The organism is Allobosea sp. 47.2.35, assembly GCF_024655635.1.
Taxonomy (GTDB): domain Bacteria; phylum Pseudomonadota; class Alphaproteobacteria; order Rhizobiales; family Beijerinckiaceae; genus Allobosea.
In genome coordinates this window covers 1-21,899 of sequence record NZ_JANLGI010000028.1, presented here as the reverse complement: position 1 = coordinate 21,899, position 21,899 = coordinate 1, and the positions used below count along the sequence as shown (strand labels likewise).

General features: G+C 62.7%; 15 protein-coding genes and 1 pseudogene. 11 read left to right on the top strand and 5 right to left on the bottom strand.

The annotated features are described in order from the left end of the window. Nucleotides 1-57: 57 nt before the first annotated feature. The 3 genes from NUV79_RS22930 to NUV79_RS22920 form a co-directional block, all read right to left on the bottom strand. Nucleotides 58-6,519, bottom strand: coding sequence for a type I polyketide synthase (locus NUV79_RS22930; protein WP_257735387.1), 6,462 nt, complete (start codon nucleotides 6,517-6,519; stop codon nucleotides 58-60). 187 nt (nucleotides 6,520-6,706) lie between these two features. Then, nucleotides 6,707-7,513, bottom strand: a complete 807-nt coding sequence (locus tag NUV79_RS22925) for a WecB/TagA/CpsF family glycosyltransferase (protein ID WP_082009598.1) — start codon at nucleotides 7,511-7,513, stop codon at nucleotides 6,707-6,709. 43 nt (nucleotides 7,514-7,556) lie between these two features. Further along, on the bottom strand, nucleotides 7,557-8,579 hold the full coding sequence (locus NUV79_RS22920) for a hypothetical protein (RefSeq protein ID WP_257735386.1): 1,023 nt from the start codon (nucleotides 8,577-8,579) through the stop codon (nucleotides 7,557-7,559). Between the two features lie 557 nt (nucleotides 8,580-9,136). Between NUV79_RS22920 and NUV79_RS22915 the strand changes: the two genes are divergently transcribed. Beyond that, complete coding sequence (locus NUV79_RS22915) at nucleotides 9,137-10,582, top strand: undecaprenyl-phosphate glucose phosphotransferase (protein ID WP_257735385.1); 1,446 nt, start codon at nucleotides 9,137-9,139, stop codon at nucleotides 10,580-10,582. A 108-nt stretch (nucleotides 10,583-10,690) separates the two neighbouring features. Continuing rightward, entirely contained in the window at nucleotides 10,691-11,644 is a 954-nt protein-coding gene (locus tag NUV79_RS22910; RefSeq protein ID WP_245281186.1) for a glycosyltransferase family 2 protein, read from the top strand. Between the two features lie 74 nt (nucleotides 11,645-11,718). On the opposite strand, the gene NUV79_RS22905 is transcribed toward NUV79_RS22910, so the two are convergent. Next, entirely contained in the window at nucleotides 11,719-12,441 is a 723-nt protein-coding gene (locus NUV79_RS22905) for a 4'-phosphopantetheinyl transferase family protein (protein ID WP_257735384.1), read from the bottom strand. A 677-nt stretch (nucleotides 12,442-13,118) separates the two neighbouring features. On the opposite strand from NUV79_RS22905, the gene NUV79_RS22900 reads away from it, so the two are divergent. The 7 genes from NUV79_RS22900 to rfbA all read left to right on the top strand — a co-directional run bounded on the left by NUV79_RS22900 (nucleotide 13,119) and on the right by rfbA (nucleotide 20,517). Then, nucleotides 13,119-14,537 (top strand): phosphomannomutase, encoded by a 1,419-nt coding sequence (locus NUV79_RS22900; RefSeq protein WP_257735383.1) that lies wholly within the window; start codon nucleotides 13,119-13,121, stop codon nucleotides 14,535-14,537. A gap of 65 nt (nucleotides 14,538-14,602) precedes the next feature. Further along, nucleotides 14,603-15,631, top strand: a complete 1,029-nt coding sequence (locus NUV79_RS22895) for an NAD-dependent epimerase (protein ID WP_257735382.1) — start codon at nucleotides 14,603-14,605, stop codon at nucleotides 15,629-15,631. Nucleotides 15,632-15,666: 35 nt separating this feature from the next. After that, nucleotides 15,667-16,875, top strand: coding sequence for a 3-oxoadipyl-CoA thiolase (pcaF, locus tag NUV79_RS22890; protein ID WP_257735381.1), 1,209 nt, complete (start codon nucleotides 15,667-15,669; stop codon nucleotides 16,873-16,875). A gap of 236 nt (nucleotides 16,876-17,111) precedes the next feature. Continuing rightward, nucleotides 17,112-18,167, top strand: coding sequence for a dTDP-glucose 4,6-dehydratase (rfbB, locus tag NUV79_RS22885; RefSeq protein WP_257735380.1), 1,056 nt, complete (start codon nucleotides 17,112-17,114; stop codon nucleotides 18,165-18,167). A 12-nt stretch (nucleotides 18,168-18,179) separates the two neighbouring features. After that, entirely contained in the window at nucleotides 18,180-18,737 is a 558-nt protein-coding gene (gene rfbC, locus NUV79_RS22880) for a dTDP-4-dehydrorhamnose 3,5-epimerase (RefSeq protein ID WP_257735379.1), read from the top strand. Next, nucleotides 18,737-19,645, top strand: a complete 909-nt coding sequence (gene rfbD, locus NUV79_RS22875) for a dTDP-4-dehydrorhamnose reductase (RefSeq protein ID WP_257735378.1) — start codon at nucleotides 18,737-18,739, stop codon at nucleotides 19,643-19,645. Before rfbC ends, rfbD begins: the two co-directional genes overlap by 1 nt. Continuing rightward, nucleotides 19,642-20,517, top strand: coding sequence for a glucose-1-phosphate thymidylyltransferase RfbA (gene rfbA / locus NUV79_RS22870; RefSeq protein WP_257735377.1), 876 nt, complete (start codon nucleotides 19,642-19,644; stop codon nucleotides 20,515-20,517). Before rfbD ends, rfbA begins: the two co-directional genes overlap by 4 nt. A gap of 53 nt (nucleotides 20,518-20,570) precedes the next feature. Here rfbA and NUV79_RS22865 read toward each other — a convergent pair. After that, nucleotides 20,571-20,780 (bottom strand): annotated as a pseudogene (locus NUV79_RS22865) (helix-turn-helix domain-containing protein); the annotation flags it as partial. Nucleotides 20,781-20,930: 150 nt separating this feature from the next. On the opposite strand from NUV79_RS22865, the gene NUV79_RS22860 reads away from it, so the two are divergent. After that, entirely contained in the window at nucleotides 20,931-21,242 is a 312-nt protein-coding gene (locus NUV79_RS22860) for a hypothetical protein (protein ID WP_257735376.1), read from the top strand. A gap of 186 nt (nucleotides 21,243-21,428) precedes the next feature. Further along, on the top strand, nucleotides 21,429-21,899 hold a 471-nt coding region (locus tag NUV79_RS22855), incomplete at its 3' end, for an ERF family protein (RefSeq protein ID WP_257735375.1).

Sequence of the window (21,899 nt, the reverse complement as noted above, 5' to 3'; positions counted from 1 at the left end):
CATCCGGCCCGGATGCGCGACGCGTCGTCGTTCGCGCGCCGGCTCAAGACTAACAGCTCACTCCGCGGCGCGAGCCAGCGGCGCGGCGGAGCGCTCGGCCTCGCGGAGCGCGTCGCGGATGCGGCGAGCAAGAACGCGGACATGCGGCTCCAGGACCATGCTGTCGTGATTGCCGGGCACCTCGGTGATCGTCAGGTCCTCGGCATAAGGCTCCCAGCCATTATCAGCGGAGACCAAATTGCGGACGTCGTTGAGGTCACGGCCACCGGGAAGCCGATAGGACACGTGCAGCTTGGGGCGCAGCAGGAGGCACTTGGCGCGGGTCGAAAGCAGTTGGTACGCCCACAGAGCCTTGAGGAAGGCGGCCTCGATCGCGCCGTTGTGGAAGCCATCCTCCTCGGCCTGATCCGCGCCGCTGCGCTTGCGCCGGCGGGCCAGCTCCCAGGCGAGGCGCGATCGCAGCCATTCGGATACGAAGGCACCCTTCTGCCGTCGCGCGTCCTGCCACTTCATCACGAGCCGGTCACGCAGCGACAGGTCGACCCGTTGGGGAACTGGGGTATCGAGCAGGACCACGAGCGAGACCATCTCGCCGTCGCGTTCGAGCTGCTGTGCCATCTCGTAGGCGACTAGTCCGCCGCCGGAGAAGCCGCCCAGATGGTAGGGACCGTTCGGCTGAACGGTGCGCAGCTCGGCGATGCAGCCGCGCGCCATCTCCTCGAAGCTGGCGTGCGGGCTCTCGTTGCCGAAGAGCCCCTTGGCCTGGAGCCCGTAGACCGGCCGGTCCTCGCCGAGATGCATGGCGAGATGGCGCAGGTTCAAGATGTTGCCGAACATGCCCGCGCAGATGAAGAACGGGCGCGCCCCGATCGCCGGGCCGGCGCTCATCGGAACGAGGTGCGTGTAGCGCCGCGCGGGCGGCTTCGCCGCGGCGTCAGCGGCAGGAGCCGCCGGGTCCGCACCGCCGCCCGCGCCCGCCTCCGCGAGAAGCGCCGCGCATTGGGCGATGGTAGGCGCCTCGAACAGAACGGACATCGGGAAGTCGACGGCGAATTCCGCTTTGATCATGCGGAACAGCCGTACCGCGATCAGCGAGTGCCCGCCGAGATCGAAGAAGTTGTCGTTTGCCCCGATCGTCTTGACGCCGAGGAGCTCGCGCCAGAATGCCGCCAGCGTCGCCTCGATCCCGGGCCGCGGCTCGACATAGTCGATGTCACTTTCGGGACGCTCGAAGCCGCCCTCGCTCGCCTGAGCCTGCGCTGCCATGCGCGGTGGCCGCATCAGGTCGAACAGGTCCATCGAACTGACGACGAGCTGCGCGGGCTTGGCCGCGGTTGCCCGCAAGAATGCCTCGAAGCCTTCTGCCGGGCGAATGCCCTGTGCTACCAGCTGCGCCAACTGCTTCTGCGCAGGTGACAAAGCTGCCTGTGCCTGCCGCAGCCGCGCGGTTGCGAGCTCGGATCTATGGCTCGCGCGCCCATCCGCATCGTCCGCCGGGAAAGAGCTTCCAACGCGCCGGATCGTGAACTCCTCGGCTTCGAGGAGGATGGTTCCGTCGGGTGCCGCGACGGTGACGCCGAAGGTGGCATAGTCGGCGCCGAGGTCTTGGCTCGGCTGGATCCGCACCCAGCTGACGATCTGGCGCGGGAGCGGCGCGAATACGCGCAAGCGGCCGTAGCCAGCCGGAACCCAGAGCGACTGGGCCGGATCGTAACCGTCGATCAGCGCCATTGCATAGCCGGTCGCGATGTCGAGCAGAGCCGGATGGGCGAGGTAGCCTTCGGCGAGGTCGCCGGCGAAGCGAGAATCGAGCTCGAGTTCGGCGAGCATCTCGCCGGACCCACGATGCGTCGCCTTGAGCACGCCCCACCGCTCGCCGAAATTCAGGAAGCCTTCCTGGGCCGAGCACAAGGTCTGGCCTGCGCCGGCCCTCATGACTTCGGTGCAGCGGGCGACGATTGCCGTGACGTCGATCATCCCGCCGGTCGCGGCCAAGCCCGACAGCGTCGCTTCCGCATGGACCTGCGTCGACATATCGGCGCTCATGCTCTCGATCGTCACCTGCCGCCTGCCGCCACTCTTGGCTGTAACGGACAAGGTGATGGTGCGTGCTCCGTTGTCGGGCACGTTGAGCGGGTTCACGAAGCTGAGCTGTTCGACGCCGATCGTCTGCGAGAAGCCGAGTTCGCGGGCCGTTTCGAGCAGGAGCTCGATATAGCCGGTGCCCGGCCAGACCGCCTCGCTGGTGCCGAGCCGATGCTCGTTCAGGATCCAGTGGCTCTGCGGGCCGCAGGTCAGTTCGAAACGAAGCTGCCCGTCAGGCTCGCTCTTGCGCAAGGTGATCAGCGGCTGCGCCACCTCGCGGACGTCGGCGACGTCGCGCTCGGCTGCGCCGGCCCGGGCCGCCAGTCCGATCTCGTTCCAGATGCCCCATTGCAGGGCGAGCACACGGCCATGGGCCTGCATCGCGCGGCTTTGCGCGACGGCGTTGAGGTAGGCGTTGGCAGCCACGTAGTCGATCTGCCCCGCCGGGGCGATGGCGGTGCTGGTCGAGGAAAAGAGCACTACGATGTCGAGCTTGCGCTCGCCGAGAACCTCGATCAGCACCTCGGTGCCATACACCTTTGGCGCCAGCACGACTTCGAGATCGGCCTCGGTCTTCAGTTCGACCAGTTCGTCCTTGACCACGCCAGCCGTGTGCAGGACGCCATCGAGCCGGCCGAACGCAGCCTCGGCCTCGGCGAGAGCCGCCTTCATCTCGTCGACATTGGTCACGTCGGCGCGGCAGTACAGAACGGTGCCTCCGGCCTGCTCAATGGCGCGGATCGCCCTGATGGCGACCGCAACCCGGTCGGTCCGCAATCCGTTCGCCTCTACCCGCTGCCACTCCTCGCGCGGCGGCAGCGCCGTACGGCCGACCAGAACGAGCCTGGCCTGGACATGGGTGGCGAGGCCTTGCGCGAACAGCAGCGCGAGGTCGCCGAGCCCGCCGGTGATAAGGTAGGCGCCGCCGGGCTTGAAGCCCGTGGCATCGCTTGCTGCGGCCGGCAGCTGCACCGCGGTGAAGCCACTCACCCAGCGACGGCCATCGCGGTAGGCGACGATCTCGTTGCCGCTGTCGCCATGCAGATCGTCCCACAACAGGTCGAGCCAGACCGGCGCAGCCTGCGCGCCGATGGCGAGACGCTTGACCAGAGCGGCGATGTCGGGCTGACGGGGCGCCGCCGGAGCGAAGGCGCGCCCGTCGCGCTCGAAGGGCAAGTCAATCGCGCGGATCGACAGGTTCGCATATTCCTTCGGAAGGACCTGCACCGCGCCGAGGACGGTCGATTTGTCGGGATACGCGATCGGCTCGGCGCCGACACGCTGCATCCCGTTGGTGAGGACCGTCAGCGCGATGTCCTGCTTGAGCCCGGTCTGCCCGAGCGCCCGCGCGAGGTAGAACAGCGTATAGAAGCCGCGTTCCTGATTGCGATGGAAGAAGCTCGATCCCGGCCGGTGCGCCTCTTCAAAGGTGTAGAGCCAGAGATCGACGATCCGGTCGGGGACGAGCCCGTCGGCGGTCAGATGCGCCAAGAGTTCATCGAAGCCGCTGCGGCCGTCTTCGGGGCAGAGAACATAACTCTGCGCACCCAGCCGACGGAAACCGTCGCCGATGGCGACGGTCACGACCTCGTGCCCGGCCTGCGTCAGCCGGCTGCACAGCTCGGCGCCGAGGCCCGCATCGTCGAGCAGCACGAGCCAGCGCTTCTTCTCCGGCGTCGCTCCGGCCCGGACCGGGGGCACCGCCTGTCGCCAGGCGACCTCGTAGCCCCAGTCGGCGACGTCCTCATGCCGCCGCGCGAGTTCGTCCGGCACATCCTGACTGGCGGGCGCCGCCTGTTCGATGAAGTAGTGCTGCTGCCGGAACGGATATGTGGGCAACGCGACCCGTCGCGGCGCCCCGTCGCTCCAGAGCTTGGCGACATCGAGCGGCAGGCCAAGCGCCCAGGCTGCGCCGAGCGCGCCGAGAACATGAACGCCGTCATCGGTCGCATCGTCGGCATGGGGCAGGCTGTTGATGACCTGGTTGGTGTCAATCCCCTGCGCCTTGACTAGGGACGACAGCGTCTTGCCAGGACCGACCTCGACGAAGACGCGCCGCGCGTCGGCGATGCGCTTGATGCCGGCGGCGAAGCGAACGGTCGAGCGCAGGTGCCGGACCCAGTACATCGGATCGCGCGCCTGATCGGCGGTCAGGATCTCCGACGTCAGGTTGGAGACGATCGGGATCGTCGGGGTGCGCAGCGGGATGGAGCGCAGAAGCGCCTCAAAGCGCCCGAGGATCGGCTCGAGCATGCGCGAATGCGCCGCGACATCGATGGCCACGGCCTGCGACTCGATGCCGATGCCAAGCAGGTGGTCGGCGAAACGCTGCAGATCCGCCTTGGTGCCTGAGACCACGCACAGATCTGGCGCGTTGACCGAGGCGATGTCGAGTTCGGGAAAGAGGTGACTCTTGAGGGTGTCTTCGCTGAGGGCGACGCTGAGCATGCCGCCGCCGGCGATCTCCTCGAACAACGTCCCGCGGACGCGGACGAGATTGACGGCATCGCGGAAGCTGAAGACGCCGGCGATGCACGCCGCCGCGTTTTCGCCCATGGAATGGCCGATCAGCGCGGCCGGCTTGATGCCCCAATCCATCCACAGGCGGGCCATGGCCACTTCCAGGATCAGGATGGCCGGCAGCTGGACGGATGGCTTGTGCAGCAGAGCGCCCTTGTGCGAATCCGCGCCGAGCCAGGCCTGGCGCACTTCCTCGCCCGCTCCTGGCGCTAGATAGGACAGGCCTTCCTCGACGCTGGCGCGAAATTGCGGATTCGTGCGGTACAGCGCAGCAGCCATGCCGACATGCTGGGCCCCACCACCCGGAAACACGAAGACGGCCTCGGCCTCGCCCTCGAGAGGACGGCGGATCGAGGTCCGGCGCGAGGCCGGCTCTCGGCAGATTTCGATCGCATCGCGGCGCGAGGCAACCGGGATAACCTTGCGGTGCTCGAACTGCTTGCGACCGGCGAGGAGCGTGTGGGCGGCATCGCGCAAAGCGAGCGAGGGATCCGCCTCGAGCGCATTGGCCAGGCGGCGCGCGGCATCGTCGAGCACATTCTTGCTGCGGGCGGACACGACGAGGAGCGTCGGCTTCTCGTCGTCGTTCGCGCCCCCGGCGGCTCTCGCCACCTGAGGCGGCGATTGCAAGATGGCATGAGCGTTGGTGCCGCCGACCCCAAGCGAGTTCACGGCGGCTATGCGCACCCCGTTTGGCGTCGACCATTCGTGAAGCTTGTCGTTTACGACGAACGGGCTCTCTGCGAAATTGATCGTCGGGTTCGGCTTCTTGAAATTAAGCGTGGCCGGGATCCGCCCGTGTTTGACGGTCATAGCCGCCTTGATCAGCCCGATGACGCCGGCAGCGGTATCGGTATGGCCAATATTACTCTTAACCGAACCGATCCGGCAGAATCCGCGCCCGCTCGCGCTGCGGCGAAAGGCCTGAGTCAGCGCCTCAACCTCGATCGGATCGCCGAGATAGGTGCCGGTGCCGTGGCATTCGACATAGCCAACCTCGTCGGCGCCGATACCTGCGAGCGCCTGCGCCTCGATTATCGCGGCGGCTTGGCCGGTCACGCTCGGCGCGAGATAGCCTGCTTTGCTGGCGCCGTCATTGTTGACCGCCGTCGCCTTTATCACCGCATGGATGGGGTCGCCGTCGCGGAGCGCGTCCTCCAAGCGCCGGAGAACTACCGTTCCGACGCCGCTGCCGAAAACGGTGCCCGCAGCGCGTTGGTCGAAGGGTCGGCAATGCCCGTCCGGCGACAGGATCTCGCCGTCCTGATAGACATAGCCGCGCCGATGTGGGAACTCGATCGTGACACCTCCGGCGAGGGCCATGTCGCATTCGCGGCTAAGCAGGCTCTGGCAGGCGTAGTGCACGGCCACAAGCGAGGTGGAGCAGGCCGTCTGAACGTTGACGCTCGGTCCCTTGAGATCGAACAGATACGAAACCCGCGTCGAGAGGAAATCCTTGTCGTTGCCGGTATGGCGCAGGAGGAACATGCCAACCTGGTCGACCAGCTGCCGGTTGCTGCAGATATTAAAATAAAAATAACTGCCCATGCCGCACCCAGCGAACACTCCTACCGGCCCGTCGAAGCCATCGGGCATGCGCGCCGCATTCTCGAACGCCTCCCAAGAGCATTCGAGAAAGTGGCGATGCTGGGGATCCATGATCGCAGCTTCTTTCGGGCTGACACCGAAGAATTCGGCGTCGAACATCTCCATTCCGGGGAGGATCGCGGCGCGCGGAACATAATGCGAGTTGCGCAGTCGCGAGACCGGTTCGCCGGCCTCCAAAAGCGCCTCCTCGCTGAGGCTTTCGATGCTCTCGCGTCCCGCGACGAGATTGTCCCAGAACTCGTTCAAGGAACGCGCCCCGGGCGCCCGCACAGCCATCCCGATAATGGCGATGTCATTCTCGTTCATAAGCGATCGCTCGTGCTGTCAAGGAGTGCCGGCGGCTTGGATGCCCCATTAAGTGGTCGCGTAACGGCAGGGCGCTCAACAATGGTGTCTCATCTCAGCACAAAAAAATGAGAGGAGTTTAAACACCTGCATCATGCGTGCCGAAGAATCCGAAGATCCCCGCATCGGCGCGGTGCAGTCGGCTCCGCTAGCCATTCAGAGCGCCGATTTTCATATCCGGAATGCGCCTGCCATCATGACGCAGATCGCTGACGATCGCACCGATAACAAACCGGGAATCGACGAAATAGCGGCGGAACAACCGCTTCGGCTGCTGTGCAAAACGCCATGCCCATTCGAAGCCGATACGACGCATCCACCTCGGTGCGCGCTTGACGCTGCCAGCATGGAAATCGAGCGCGGCACCGACACTTAGACAATAGGCGTCGCCCAGCAGTGCGCGGTGACGGTCGATCCAGATCTCGGATTTCGGCGCGCCGACGCCGAAAAAGATGTGGGTAGGGCGCAGCAGGGAGATCTGTTTGATTAGCAGTGCCGTCGCGACTGCATCCTTCTCGAAGCCGAAATCGGGGATATGAAAGGCAAACTGAGCGGCGTCGAAACCGGCACGCACGAGCGCATCGCTTAGGACTTTCGCAGTGCCTTGGCTGGAGGCGACGATGAAGGGTCGGTGGCGGGCGGGTTCGAGACGCCCGAATACGACCGGGAACAGGTCGGCACCGGTCACGCGCGCCTTGACGCCGATCTGGCGCAGCCGTGCGTAGAGCAGGATCGGCATGCCATCAATCGTCGCTTTCCAAGCATTGCGATAGGCGGTGCGAAAATCAGCGTGCCTACGCAAATGAACCACATGGTCGACGTTCATCGTGACCAGGTGCCGCAGACCGCCTCCGGCCGGGGCTGGAACACGGCAGAGCTCATCGGCGAGCTCGTCGAGAGTTTCGCAGCTGAAGGTCAACCCGAACATCGGCCGAGACTCGGTGTACGCGAACATAACTAAGCTCCCACAGATCGTCCCAACTACGTCCAGTTCGTAGTCATTCACCGTAGAAAGGGTTCGAGCTATTGTCGATTCGATAAATATTATTGAACTCGCGGTACATTTTCCACTTACTGTAAGTAGCGGAGAATGCGTTCTGGTTTTTCTTGAAATCGACCGATGTGTAATATGAAACGAAAGCGCCTACGAACTGCGTCTTGACATAAGATCTACACTCGGACGCCGACATTGCCGGCTCGGATTCGGCATGATCGAGCGCAAACCGGCCGGCGAACGCATCGAGTTCGCGCATCAGGCCGGGACTGACGTTCGGCACCGAGATCGACGCGGGCTGGAGGCCAGGAAAAAGGTATTGGAACAAGACAGCAGCCACATAGTAGTCGCCGATCGGGCCTAGATGTACGTCGTCGGTGAGCAGGCCTTTCAGGCGCGATTTTGGCCCGAGCGCCTCGAAGATCGCCGTGCCCTTGGTTGCCGCAGAGGCAACGAGTTCGGCCATGGCCAGTCCCATCGAGATTGATCTGACCCGGTCTCGCCGGCCGTCGCGCTCGAGCGAGCGGTTAACGACGCCCACGATGCAGGACCAGACCGGAGCGGCCGCCCGCTCATACGCGACCCAACGACTGGGGGCTGCGCGATCGTCAACCGAAAGCCACGGCGCGAAGAAGACGGACTGCCCACCCGGGTTGGATTTCACGAAGCTATCGTGAAGATCGCGCAAACTTCCAATCGTATCTTGCCAGACGAGCGCGCCCAAGATCGCGTGCTGCTCCGTGACCAGCAATGTATCGATCGCCCGGCCATCGCCATTTCGGGATGCGAATTCCGCCAGCACGTCAGCCGGCTGACCCGAGCGATCCGCACCGTTGTTGTAGGGACGGCGCCCGGCCATTCCCTGCCGCCCTTCCCTTCTCTGACGGATTGACGAACCCTCAAGGTACTGCATGTTCCATACGAGATCGACGCCAGCAGCCCCCGCCATTCGCCCCAGGAGCTCAATGGTCCGCGGATTTGTAAGACTATGACCAGATACGTACATCCGACGCTTCAGATCAGCCATTGCCGACCCCTCTTGGCGCCCTCTTGCTTGCGACTTAGCGTCGGCAACCCGCCCCTGCGCTACAGCAACAAGCGCTCCAGCATCAAGCCCGACAAACAAAATCGTCAACAAGACAAGCTTCAACACTATGCCGATTGAACACCTTCTCATGCCTGCAGCGACCTAGGGTTATCTAATTTTTTATCCGAGGTAAAGCATAACTCAGCTCGACCGCTTTGATACGTACACATCTATCGTCGTGTCAAACGCTTACCGGAAATAAATTTCAACCAGAGAACGCCCGCCCCCCCCCGCAAAGTGCGTAAATAGGCCAGCACCCCACCATTTCGACTGAATCTGACCGGCAAATTGTTGTACACCTAAAACCTGACGCAGAGTCGATTTAAATGCGATCCCCCGGAAGAGGAATTATACGTGCCTCGCGCCGCCATGCCGTTAACTCAATTCACAACTCATTTTGATGATGCGGAATAGGTCGGATTGATTGCACTTTAACAATGTGTTAACGAAGAGGAACCGTTACGTCATCAACTATGGCTAGAAGGCTGTGGGCAATCATGACCGCCCTTAACGCTAATGAAGGGACAAATCCCGCCGCTAGATCCAATCGCGAACGATTCAGACTATGTTACGAGCACGTTCAAGGCCTAGTTTTTGCCTGCGATGTAGCAATAATCATAATAACAAGCATAGTATCAGGTTTAGCATATCATTTTTGGGCATTTTCTTCTAGCGGCGACCTAATTCAATATTCCGCCTTCGGACTAATGATTGCAATAATTTTCTCATCCGTCAATCACATTCGTGGATTATATTCTGGTGATCAACTTTTTAACATTATTAGACAGGCTCGCAATGTATTTTTCAATTTAATATTTACTTTCTTTTTACTAGCAACCGTCGCATTTGCTTTGAAGATCTCTGATCTGATATCGCGCGGCTACGTGCTTTTATTCTTCCTCTTCGCGCTGACAGCGCTGCTTGGCTGCCGTTACGTTTGGCGCGATTTCCTGCGGCTTTCACTTGATCGCGGCCTGTTTGTCCGGCGCCGGATTCTGACGATATGCGATGGAAACAAGGGATCGGACGCGACGATTAGCGAATTACAACGCTATGGCCACATGCCCGTGAGTCAATTGATTTTGCCGGCTGGCGAAATCTCCGACCAAGAGATTCTGATTATTATAAAGCAAGTCGCCGCTACTTCTTACAATTTGGCGATCGACGAGATAGTAATTACTGTTTCAATGCAGCGATTTGGCATTGTTACGCAGCTCGTCGAGGCGTTGCGGTCGCTGCCGTTGCCGGTAAGGTTCGCAGTCGACGGTCCTAATGCCGACGTTATCTCGCGCTCGTCTCACAAGCTCGGCAGCATTCTCTCTTTTCAGGTTCAGCGCCACCCGCTAAGCCTGTCGGAACGGGCGCTGAAGCGGCTTTTCGACATGTCAATTGCGTTGATCGCATTAATCACGCTCGCACCGATCATGCTGCTCACCGCAATCCTGATTAAGCTCACCACCCCTGGCCCGATCTTATTCAGGCAGATGCGGTTTGGCGCAAATGGCCGCAAGTTCGAAATTCTGAAGTTTCGCAGCATGACCATGTCATCAGAGGGGAGCGAGTTCCGCCAGGCTTCTAGGAATGATGCGCGTGTAACCTGGGTCGGACGGTTCATCCGGCGCTCTAGCATCGATGAGCTACCGCAGCTCTGGAACGTTCTCCGCGGCGAAATGTCAATTGTCGGGCCACGACCGCACGCGGTAGCTCATGACGAGGCATATGAGGACCTCATACAGCGCTATGCCATGCGGCGCTTCATGAAGCCTGGTCTGAGTGGATGGGCGCAGGTTAACGGAAGCCGCGGCGAAACCCCGACCATAGAAAGCATGGAGTTGCGCGTACAGCACGACCTCTGGTACATCGACAATTGGAGTATATGGCTTGATAGCTTGATCGTTATTCGAACAGCGATTATGCTGTGCAATCCTAAAGACGTATACTAATTGGCAACGAACGAAATTAACAGATACGAAAAGGCGGTTAAGATTTTATCTACGACCACTGCGTAGAGATGAACAGTTGGAGCGATTAATATTAGACATGTAGGCGTAGTGATCATCGGCCGCAATGAAGGCAAGCGGCTTGCCGACTGCATTACGTCGGTTGAGCCGATGCTTATGTCGACGATATATGTAGATTCCGGCTCAACCGACGGCAGCGTCGCCTTTGCCTCAAACCAGGTCGCTTCTGTGGTCGAGCTCGATCTGTCCGTGCCGTTCACGGCTGCTCGCGCGCGCAACGCTGGAGCTTGGGAGTTGATGCGCCTGCGACCAAATCTCGAATTCATCCAGTTTGTGGATGGCGATTGCATGATCGATCCCGATTGGGTGACGCAGGCGGCGGCGTTTATGGTTCAGCGTACCGACGTCGCGATCGTCTTTGGGCGCCGGCGCGAGCGCTACCCGGATCGATCCGTGTACAACTTAATGTGCGACGGCGAATGGAATACGCCCGCAGGAGAATCGTTCGAATGTGGCGGCGACAGCTTAGTCAGGGTCGAGGCGTTCTGTTCTGCAGGTGGCTTCAGATCAAGCTTGGTCGCCGGAGAGGAACCCGAGCTCTGTGTTCGACTACGTGAAAAGGGATGGAAGATTTGGCGGCTTGCTTCCGAAATGACCCTGCATGATGCCAACATTTTGTACTTCTGGCAGTGGTGGGTACGAAACGTCCGAGCCGGCCACGCATTCGCCGAGGTATCGCGACTACATGCATCATCCAAGTTCGGCATTTGGAAGCGCAAGCTTCTAAGATCAGTAAGCTGGACCCTTCTGCCAGTCGCCGCGATAATCGCCGGCGTGTGTCTGAACAAGGGTTTTCTGCTACTGCTTATGCTCCTGCCGCTCCAGGTTGCCCGACTCGCTGCTCGCGCGCCGGCGAGCGAACCACAACGCTGGACCAGTGCCACTTTGAACGTCGTCGGCAAGTTTGCGGAATGCCAAGGCGTTCTGCGCTTTTACAAGAACCTCTGGCTGGGCAAACAACAAACGATCATCGAATATAAATAGCGGCCCGCCATTATACGATCGGCTTAGATGTCATCGACGTGGTCGGGGAGGTTCACTGTTCCCGCACTTGCAACTCATCGGACGTCAAATCTTCCCGGCTGCCAAGAGATCGATTTAGCGTCGACCTTAGCCGCGGGCCGCCTAACGGCGAGTGCAATCAGATGTTCCCCATCCGGCTGATAATGGCGGAAGCTCCAATCTCGGGCCTCCCCGGCATCGAGAGGCGCGAAGCTGATCGAGAGTGGTTCTGGTCTCATTGTCAGGCTGTCGAGAGGGTGCGACAGGCCTGTACCGATGGCCTTTACGAAAGCCTCTTTCAATGTCCAAGTGGAGGCAAGAGCACGCGCTCTAGCAGACTCGGACAGCTCGAGCACGGCGGCAAGCTCTTCCGCGGAGAGAAAGCTCTCGGCCACATCTAGGGTCCATTCACGACGGCTGCTCTCTACATCAATGCCGATATCGGCTCCCACCAACATTGCAACCGCCACCATACCGACGCAGTGGCTGATGCTAAAGCGCAGGCCGCGATCGTTCTGCTCAGCGACAAGCTCCGGCTTGCCATGCGCCCCGGACGTGAAGCGAAGCTCTTGCGGCGCGCTTGAAGAATGCTTCGCAAGCAATGAGCGTTTGAGCGCGTGAGCCGCGACATATGCGAAACGATCTCGCTCGAACCTAAAACGTGTCGCGCGACTGCGCTCGGTTTCGTCAAGAATCGAGAGCAATTCTGCGACAGAACTGAAGTTTGCATCCTTCAGCGTAAACCAGCGCAAAATTATCATCTCTTCATCAAAACTCACAGGCAACGCACCTCACACTAGTGTGCTGGCTCGAAAGGAATCCGGCTCCGATCCTAGCCTTTTCGCGGCACTAAGGCGAATCTGCACGCGCAAATCGGCTCTTCACGACCGATCCGCGAAAGAAACCACAGCCTTGGCACGACCAGATTGGCTAATATCAAACTTGATAAAGATCGACCTGTATCAACACAGACTGCCACGCGATGAATGAATCTAATTGATCGCCTTCAAATCAGTACAGCCGCCTGAGCTCACCATTGTGAGGCAATACCATTACATTAATCAATCGATCCAAATTAATACCTTTCGAATGCAGGAAGATTTAAATCCCGATTTCTTCTCGTGTTGCCGGGTTTCATCGGATCGCCGAGGAGATGCCGCACTTGCAGAAGGGCGCTGCCATAACCGCGCCAGACATCTGCTGCTGTCTGCTGTTCCGTGAAACGCGAATAGCACACGGTCCGAACCTCGTTCGATAGAGTCAAATCTGGGGATGGATGAGCATCTCAAGCCGAGGCTTGGTCAAGCGCCGATGATTTACAACCCCGAAGGATGCCTAGTCCCGTCTAGTTCCGAGCCTTTCATAGATGACAATTATTCAACACAACGGTATCTCGTTCGTAGAAGTCCCTTTGAATCATGCCATATGCTCTGACGTCGTTTGAGGTCCTTTTGACATGGTTAGCGTGAAGTTCGGAACCTCCGGCCTGCGCGGCCTCGTCACGGAGCTCGTCGGCCTGCCGACCTATTCCCATGTCCGCGCCTTCTGCGCCGTGCTACAGGCGGATCGGGCTGCCGGCCCCAAGGGAGAGGTGCTGATCGGCCGGGACCTACGCTCTTCAAGCCCGCTAATCGCTGCACAATGCGCGCAAGCCGTTGCCGAGGCCGGGCTCAAGCCAGTGGATTGCGGCGCCGTGCCTACGCCTGCGCTGGCACAGTCCGCAATGGCGGCCGGCAACCCGGCCATCATGGTAACGGGCAGCCATATCCCGGATGACCGGAACGGGTTGAAATTCTACCGCGCACAAGGGGAGATCGACAAAACCTACGAAGCTCGCATCCTCGCGCAATATCAGGCGCTTGCACTGAAAGCCGTTCCCGAGAACTCGATCACACCGCCGTCACGCGATGTGCTGGCCGCCTATTGCGCCCGCTATGTCGACTTTTACGGCTGCGCCCTGCAGGGGCTCACCGTCGGCGTCTACCAGCATTCCTCCGTCGGCCGCGACGTCATATGCGACGTGCTGGCGGCTCTGGGAGCGACGCCGGTTGCGCTCGGGCGCAGCGATATCTTCATCCCCGTCGACACAGAGGCGTTGCGCCCGGAGGACGAGGAACTGGCGCGGCGCTGGGCTAGGGAGCGCGAACTCGACGCCATCGTCTCGACAGACGGAGATGCGGATCGCCCTCTCGTCGCCGACGAGACCGGCCGCTTCCTGCGCGGCGATCTGGTTGGCGCGCTGACCGCACAGTTCCTCGGTGCCGATGCAATCGTAACACCGGTGACCTCCAACTCGGCGCTGGATCGTGCCGGCCTGTTCGAGACGGTCATCCGCACCCGGGTCGGCTCACCTTATGTGATTGCCGGCATGGCGGAGGCCAAGGCCGCCGGCGCCGAAACCGTCATCGGGTTCGAGGCCAATGGCGGCGTGCTGCTGGGCTCGGACGTCAGGCGGGACGGGCGCAAGCTTGCCGCCCTGCCGACGCGCGACGCCCTGCTTCCGATCCTGGCGACGCTGGCGCTGGCGCGCGGCACCGGCAAGCCGTTGAGCGCGATCGCAGCAGACGCCCGCTTCGCGATCGCACTGTCGAACCGCCTGCAGGAGGTTCCGCAGGACAGTACCTCAGCACTGATCGCGAGGCTCGACGCGGAGGATTCCAGCTTCCGGGATGCCGTCTTCGCCGCCCATGGCGCTGTGGCGTCTCGCGACCGCCGAGACGGATTGCGCCTGACGCTCGGCAGCGGCGCGACCGTGCATTTCCGGGCCTCGGGTAACGCGCCTGAGCTGCGCGTCTATGTCGAGGCGCCGACAGCGGAAGCCGCGGAAGCGCTGCTAGCCGAGAATCTTGCTTTCGCAGCGGCACAAACCCGCTAAACCTCCGACCACGCGATATCGCGGCGTGAGCAGCCAGCCGCCGCCGGTTGCAGCAGGGACAGCAAGTGGACCAGGCCCCTTCGTTCGAACGCGTGCTCCTGACCGGCGCGGCCGGCTTCGTCGGCTTTCATGTCACGCAGGCCCTGCTCGACAAGGGCGTTCAGGTTCTCGGCATCGACAACCTCACTCCCTATTACGACCCGGCCCTGAAGCAGGCGCGCCTCGACCGCCTCACGGCCCGCAACGGCTTCTCCTTCGAACAGATCGACATCTCCGATTACGATGCCGTGCAGGCCGCCTTCGTCGCTTTCCGCCCGCAGGTGGTGATCCACCTCGCCGCCCAGGCCGGGGTGCGCTACTCGCTCGAAAACCCGCGCGCCTATGCGGCCTCTAATCTCGACGGCTTTCTCTCGATCCTCGAGGCCTGCCGGCATAACCCGGTCGATCATCTGGTCTATGCCTCGTCGAGCTCGGTCTACGGCGCCAATGCCAAGGTGCCGTTCAGCGAGCATGACGGGGCCGACCATCCTGTCTCGCTCTATGCAGCGACCAAGCGCGCCAACGAACTGATGGCTCATTCCTATTCCCATCTCTACGCCATCCCGACGACGGGCCTGCGCTTCTTCACGGTCTACGGGCCCTGGGGGCGGCCGGACATGGCCTATTTCAAGTTCACCAAGGCGATCCTCGAAGGCCGCTCCATCGACGTCTACGACGAGGCGACGATGAGCCGCGACTTCACCTATGTCGACGACATCCGCGAGGCGATCGTCAGGCTGGCCGGCAAGCCGCCGCAGGCCAACCCGTCGGTCGACGGCAGGGCCGCGGACCCCGCAACGTCGTCCGCGGCCTGGCGCATCTACAATATCGGCAACCACACGCCGGTGCGGCTCGACCGTTTCATCGCGGCGATCGAGGATGCCTGCGGCCGCAAGGCGATCAAGCGGCATCTGCCCGCCCAACCCGGCGACGTTCCTGCGACCTATGCCGATGTGGCGGACCTGACTGCCAGCGTCGACTTCCAGCCGTCCACGCCGATCGAGACGGGCCTCGCCAGCTTTGTCTCATGGTATCGGGACTTCTATCGCATCTAAAAGCCATCCGCCTTCGAGACAGCAGGATCCGTGACATGACCGAAGCCTTCATCTGCGCCTATGTCCGCACTCCCATCGGCCGCTTCGGCGGCTCGCTGTCCTCGGTCCGGGCCGACGATCTCGGGGCCGTGCCGCTGAAGGCGCTGGTCGAGCAGAATCCAGGCGTGGATTTCGGAGCGATCGACGACGTGATCTTCGGCTGCGCCAATCAGGCCGGCGAGGACAACCGCAATGTCGCGCGCATGTCGCTGCTGCTGGCCGGCCTGCCCAAGGAGGTGCCGGGCACGACGATCAACCGGCTCTGCGGCTCGGGCATGGATGCCGTCATCGCCGCGGCACGCGCAATCAAGGCGGGCGAGGCCGAACTGATGATCGCCGGCGGCGTCGAGAGCATGTCGCGCGCGCCCTTCGTCATGCCCAAGGCCGATAGCGCCTTCTCGCGCCATGCCGAGATCCACGACACCACGATCGGCTGGCGCTTCGTCAATCCGCTGATGAAGGCGCAGTACGGCATCGATTCCATGCCGGAGACCGGCGAGAACGTCGCCGCCGACTGCCATGTCAGCCGGGCCGACCAGGATGCCTTCGCGCTGCGCTCGCAGCTCAAGGCGGTCGCCGCCCAACAGAACGGCCGGCTGGCCAAGGAGATCGTCCCTGTCCTGATCCCGCAGCGCAAGGGCGATCCCATCCGCGTCGAGATCGACGAGCATCCGCGCGGCGACACCACGCTGGAGAAGCTCGCCAAGCTCGGCACGCCGTTCCGCAAGGAAGGCGGGACCGTCACCGCCGGCAATGCATCCGGCGTCAATGACGGCGCCGCGGCGCTGATCATCGCCTCCGAAAAGGCGGCAGTGAAATACGGACTGACGCCGATCGCGCGTGTCCTCGGCGGCGCGACAGGCGGCATCGCGCCGCGTGTCATGGGTCTTGGGCCGATCCCGTCGACCCGCAAGCTCTGCGAACGCCTCGGCCTCAAGCCCACCGATTTCGACATCGTCGAGCTGAACGAGGCCTTCGCCAGCCAGGGCATCGCCGTTCTGCGCGAACTCGGCATCGCCGAGGACGGCGCGCATGTGAACCCGAATGGCGGCGCGATCGCGCTGGGCCACCCGCTCGGCATGTCCGGCGCCCGGATCAGCGGCACGGCCGCACTGGAACTGTCCCTGACCGGTAAGAAGCGCGCGCTGGCGACGATGTGCATCGGCGTCGGCCAGGGCATCGCGGTTGCGCTCGAGCGGGCGTGAACGCCTGCTCGGCAGCATCTCCCCGAACAGCGAATTCAACGCCCGGCATGACAGGCCTTGGTTTCGCCGCGGTTCGGGCGTTTCGCTGTCGCGCGAAAAAATGCTTCGTGACACCTGCCGTTCGGCGAAGGGGGATGTGAGTTGAGGCCGACGGTCAGGACCGGCGATCAGGGCGCGTGCGCCTCGCCCGTTTCATCTCCCCGCCTTTACGGCCGCTGCCGCCAGGATTTCATCCCATGCCCCTGAAGTTTCTCGTGACCGGCGGTGCCGGCTTCATCGGCTCGGCCGTGGTGAGGAAGCTGATCCACGAGACCAAGCACGAGGTCTGCGTCGTCGACAAGCTGACCTATGCCGGCAACCTCGCCTCGCTGGCCCCGGTCTCCGGCAGCAACCGCTACCGGTTCGAACAGGCCGATATCGGCGACGGGGAGCGGATGAAAGCGATATTCGCCGATTTCCAGCCCGATATCGTCATGCATCTCGCGGCCGAGAGCCATGTCGACCGCTCCATCGACGGGCCGGCCGCCTTCATCGAGACCAATATCGTCGGCAGCTTTACGCTGCTGCAGGAGGCGCTGCGCCATTTCCGGGCGCTGCCGGAGGATCGCAAGGTGCGCTTCCGTTTCCACCATATATCGACCGACGAGGTCTTCGGCTCGCTGGGTAGCGACGGGTTCTTCCGCGAGGATACCGCCTATCAGCCGAACTCGCCCTACTCCGCCTCCAAGGCGGCGTCGGACCATCTCGTGCGCGCCTGGCACCACACCTATGGCCTGCCGGTGGTGATGACCAATTGCTCGAACAATTACGGGCCCTATCACTTCCCCGAGAAGCTGATCCCGCTGATGATCATCAATGCGCTGGAGGGCAAGCCCATGCCGGTCTACGGCAACGGGCTCAATGTGCGCGACTGGCTCTATGTCGACGACCATGCCGATGCGCTGCTGACCGTCGCGACCGCCGGCAAGCTGGGCGAGAGCTACAATATCGGCGGCCATAACGAGAAGACCAATATCGAGGTGGTGAAGACCATCTGCGCCCTCCTCGACGAGCTGCGTCCCGATCCCAAGGGTGCGCGCGAGCGCCTGATCACCCATGTCACCGACCGGCCGGGCCATGACGCGCGCTATGCGATCGATGCCGGCAAGATCGGCCGGGAGCTCGGCTGGGTGCCGAAGGAGACCTTCGAGACGGGCTTGCGCCGCACCGTCGAATGGTATCTCGCCAATCCCGCATGGTGGGGCGATATCCGTTCCGGCGTCTATCGCGGCGAACGCCTCGGCGCGGCCTGAGCGGGGGAAGACATGCTGAGCGTCGAGGCAACGGCGATCCCGGCCGTCAAGATCGTCACGCCGAAGAAATTCGGCGACCATCGCGGCTTCTTTTCGGAAACCTGGAGCCGCAAGGCCTTTGCCGAGGCCGGGCTCGATCTCGATTTCGTCCAGGACAACCAGTCGTTGTCGGCGCCGGTCGGAACGCTGCGCGGCCTGCATTTCCAGTCGCCGCCCTTTGCTCAAGATAAACTGGTGCGGGTCACGCGCGGCCGCATCCTCGATGTCGCCGTCGATATACGGGCCGCCTCGCCAACCTTCGGCAAGCATGTCGCGGTCGAGCTTTCCGCCGAAAACTGGAAGCAATTGCTGGTTCCAATCGGCTTCGCCCATGGTTTCGTCACGCTGGAGCCGGATACCGAGGTGCTCTACAAGGTCACCGCGCCCTATGCGCCAGAAAACGACCACGGGCTCGCCTTCGACGACCCGGCTCTCGGCATCGACTGGCGCCTGCCGCTCTCCGGCCTCACCCTCTCAGACAAGGACCGCAAGCATCCGCGCCTCGCCGAGATGCTGCGCTATTTCGACTGATGACACTCCGTATCGCCGTCACCGGTTGGACCGGCCAAGTCGTCTGCGCCATGCTGGAGCGCGTGCCCGTCGGCGTCGAGGTCATCGCACTGCGCCGGCCTGACCTCGATCTCGCCCAGCCGAAGACGGTCGCGCCCGCCCTGCGTTCGGCCCGGCCCGACGTGATCGTCAATACGGCCGCCTATACCGCCGTGGACCAAGCCGAGAGCGAGCCCGAGCTTGCCATGCGCGTCAACGGCGAGGCCGCCGGCGAGGCGGCGCGTGCCGCAGCAGCGCTCGGCATTCCCGTGATCCAGCTTTCGACCGACTATGTCTTCAATGGTGAGCTCGCCCGGCCCTACCGCGAGGACGATGCGACCGGCCCGATCTCGGCCTATGGCGCGAGCAAACTCGCCGGCGAGCAGGCGGTCGCCGCGGCAACCGGCAACCACGCCATCCTGCGCACGGCCTGGATCTACAGCCCCTTCGGCAAGAACTTCGTCAAGACGATGCTGCACCTTGCCGAGACGCGCGACGAGATCGGCGTCGTCGCCGACCAGGCGGGATGCCCCACCAGCGCGCTCGACATCGCCGATGCGATCCTCACGGTTGCACGCAACCTGACCAGCCAGAAGGATGAGGCTGCGCTGCGCGGTGTGTTTCATATGAGTGCGGCGGGCGAGGCCGTCTGGGCCGATGTGGCCGAAGCGATCTTCGCAGAACGCGAGCGGCAGGGCGGCAAGCCTGTGAAGATCAGGCGCATCGCAACGGCCGATTACCCGACGCCGGCCCGCCGGCCCGCGAATTCCAGGCTCGATTGCAGCAAGCTCGCGCAGGCTCATGACGTGAGGCTGCCGGACTGGCAGGGCTCGCTCCGCGCTTGCGTCACGCGACTGCTCGAGGATCAAGGCAAGGAGCTGCAACGATGAAGGGGATCATCCTGGCCGGCGGTTCCGGCACGCGCCTGCACCCGATGACGCTGGCGATGTCGAAGCAGCTCCTGCCCGTCTACGACAAGCCGATGATCTACTATCCGCTCTCGACGCTGATGCTGGCCGGCATCCGCGAAGTGCTGATCATCTCGACCCCGCATGACCTTCCGAACTTCCAGCGCCTGCTCGGCGACGGTTCCGACTGGGGCATGAGCCTGACCTATGCCGAACAGCCGCATCCCGGCGGGCTGGCGCAGGCCTATCTGATCGGCGCCGATTTCGTTGCCGGCGAACCATCAGCCCTGATCCTCGGCGACAATCTCTATTACGGCCACAGCCTGCCGGAGATGATGGCGCGAGCGACGGTCCGCAGCAGCGGCGCGACCGTCTTCGCCTATCATGTCCGCGACCCCGAGCGTTACGGCGTGGTCGAATTCGACAAGGCCGGCAAGGCGATCTCCATCGAGGAGAAGCCGAAGGCGCCGAAATCGAGCTGGGCCGTGACGGGACTCTATTTCTACGATGCCGAAGTGGTCGAGATAGCCCGAAGCCTCAAGCCATCGCCGCGCGGCGAGCTCGAGATCACCGATGTCAACCGGACCTATCTGAAGCGGGGCGCGCTCTCGGTCGAGTGCATGGGACGCGGCTTCGCCTGGCTGGACACCGGCACGCCCGACAGCCTTCTGGAAGCGGGCGAGTTCGTCCGCACGCTGGAAAGCCGCCAGGGGTTGCGCATCGCCTGCCCCGAGGAAATCGCCGCGCGGCAGGGCTGGATCTCAGCTGCGCAGTTGACACTTCACGGCGAGAGACTCGCGAAGAGCGACTACGGACAATACCTGCTGCGCATTTCAAAAGACCTCGGCGGATAGTTCGTCAACACCGTCATCGATACAGGAATGCCTATTCTCGAAAGCGTTGTAGCTTAAGGCTTCAACCTGCGTTGACGCTCTCTTATAAGGGCAACACTCGACTTCTCTGCTCCGATCTCGACGCCTGCCTCCTCGAGGGCGAGTTTGATCCCGCGGAGGTTGTTATGCGTCGGGACCCGCCTGCCCTTTTCGAAGTCGCGGATGGTTGAGGGGCCGAGGTGTGCGGCCTTGGCGAGGTCCTGCTGGCTCCAGTCTAGGAGTGCGCGGGCCGCGCGGCATTAGGCCGGCGTGATCATGATATTGGCATAGCCTGATCAACGCTTTTCGTCGAGCGTAGACCATTGCGGTTGACTGGTGCCCCGACAGGAAGGGAACCGTCCGTCACTGACGATTTTCGTCGCTGGAGGACGATCATGACCCTGATCCTAGAGTTCAAGAACAAGCTCATTTTCTACAAGCCGGGCATCCTGCGCTACGCTATGCGACAGGCCCGCCCTCGATTTTCAGGACTGCAAACCCGGGCGCAACGGCGCCAGTTGCTGTCTCAGTCCCTCAAGCGCGGATGGGCGCAGGCCAGGGCCGAGCTGGCGGCGTTTCGACGGTTGCAGGCTCTCATACCGCCAGACCGGGCCGGGCTGCTTCGCGACCATACCGGCACCGCGGCAACGGCCACCCCGCCGAGCACGGCTTCCACGACCGCCCTCGCCCGTCAGCAGCTTCACTGAGGGGGTCGCGATGCATCGCAGTTTGCCTCTTCCGCTCATCGTGCCCTCGCAGGCGCTCACTCGCGGGGTGCCCCTGGAGCCCCTGCCTTCGACCTCCAGGCTCAGCCCGGCCGAACTCGCCCAGGCTTACCGGGCCTGGCGGTTCGGATCAGCGCGCACCGCATCTCTCGTGAGAGGGGCCAAGCGATGACCAGCACCTTGCGCCATCGGCGCTCCTCCCCAGGCGCGCGGCTCACCGAGCTTCGCCCTGCCCCCACGATCACCCCGCTCAGCCTGTTGAGTTCTGCGCTCGACCGCGGCGCCGACGACCATGTGCTGTCTCAACTGATCGGCCTGCACGAGCGGAGCCGGGCGGACGATGCACGCTGCGCTTTTGAAGCCGCACTGACAGCTGCAAAAGCCGAGCTTCCGGTGATCGCGAAGACCCAGATCGCCAGTATCGGGAGTAAGCACTACCGCCATGAGGACCTAGCCGAGATCGCCCGCGCGGTCGGCCCGGTCCTGGCGCGGCATGGGCTGGCCTACCGCTTCCGCTCGAGCAGTGACGGCGAGAGAGTGAGCATCACCTGCGTGATCTCGCACCGTGACGGCCATAGCGAGGGGAACAGCCTCTCGGCCGGCGCCGATCACAGCGGCGACAAGAACGCGATCCAGGCG

What these genes read in the sequence shown, in the direction of transcription:
- NUV79_RS22930 (WP_257735387.1), bottom strand. Translation starts at nt 6,519, where the DNA reads ATGAACGAGAATGACATCGCCATTATCGGGATGGCTGTGCGGGCGCCC.
- NUV79_RS22925 (WP_082009598.1), bottom strand. Translation starts at nt 7,513, where the DNA reads ATGTTCGCGTACACCGAGTCTCGGCCGATGTTCGGGTTGACCTTCAGC.
- NUV79_RS22920 (WP_257735386.1), bottom strand. Translation starts at nt 8,579, where the DNA reads ATGGCTGATCTGAAGCGTCGGATGTACGTATCTGGTCATAGTCTTACA.
- NUV79_RS22915 (WP_257735385.1), top strand. Translation starts at nt 9,137, where the DNA reads ATGACCGCCCTTAACGCTAATGAAGGGACAAATCCCGCCGCTAGATCC.
- NUV79_RS22900 (WP_257735383.1), top strand. Translation starts at nt 13,119, where the DNA reads ATGGTTAGCGTGAAGTTCGGAACCTCCGGCCTGCGCGGCCTCGTCACG.
- pcaF (WP_257735381.1), top strand. Translation starts at nt 15,667, where the DNA reads ATGACCGAAGCCTTCATCTGCGCCTATGTCCGCACTCCCATCGGCCGC.
- rfbB (WP_257735380.1), top strand. Translation starts at nt 17,112, where the DNA reads ATGCCCCTGAAGTTTCTCGTGACCGGCGGTGCCGGCTTCATCGGCTCG.
- rfbC (WP_257735379.1), top strand. Translation starts at nt 18,180, where the DNA reads ATGCTGAGCGTCGAGGCAACGGCGATCCCGGCCGTCAAGATCGTCACG.
- rfbD (WP_257735378.1), top strand. Translation starts at nt 18,737, where the DNA reads ATGACACTCCGTATCGCCGTCACCGGTTGGACCGGCCAAGTCGTCTGC.
- rfbA (WP_257735377.1), top strand. Translation starts at nt 19,642, where the DNA reads ATGAAGGGGATCATCCTGGCCGGCGGTTCCGGCACGCGCCTGCACCCG.
- NUV79_RS22860 (WP_257735376.1), top strand. Translation starts at nt 20,931, where the DNA reads ATGACCCTGATCCTAGAGTTCAAGAACAAGCTCATTTTCTACAAGCCG.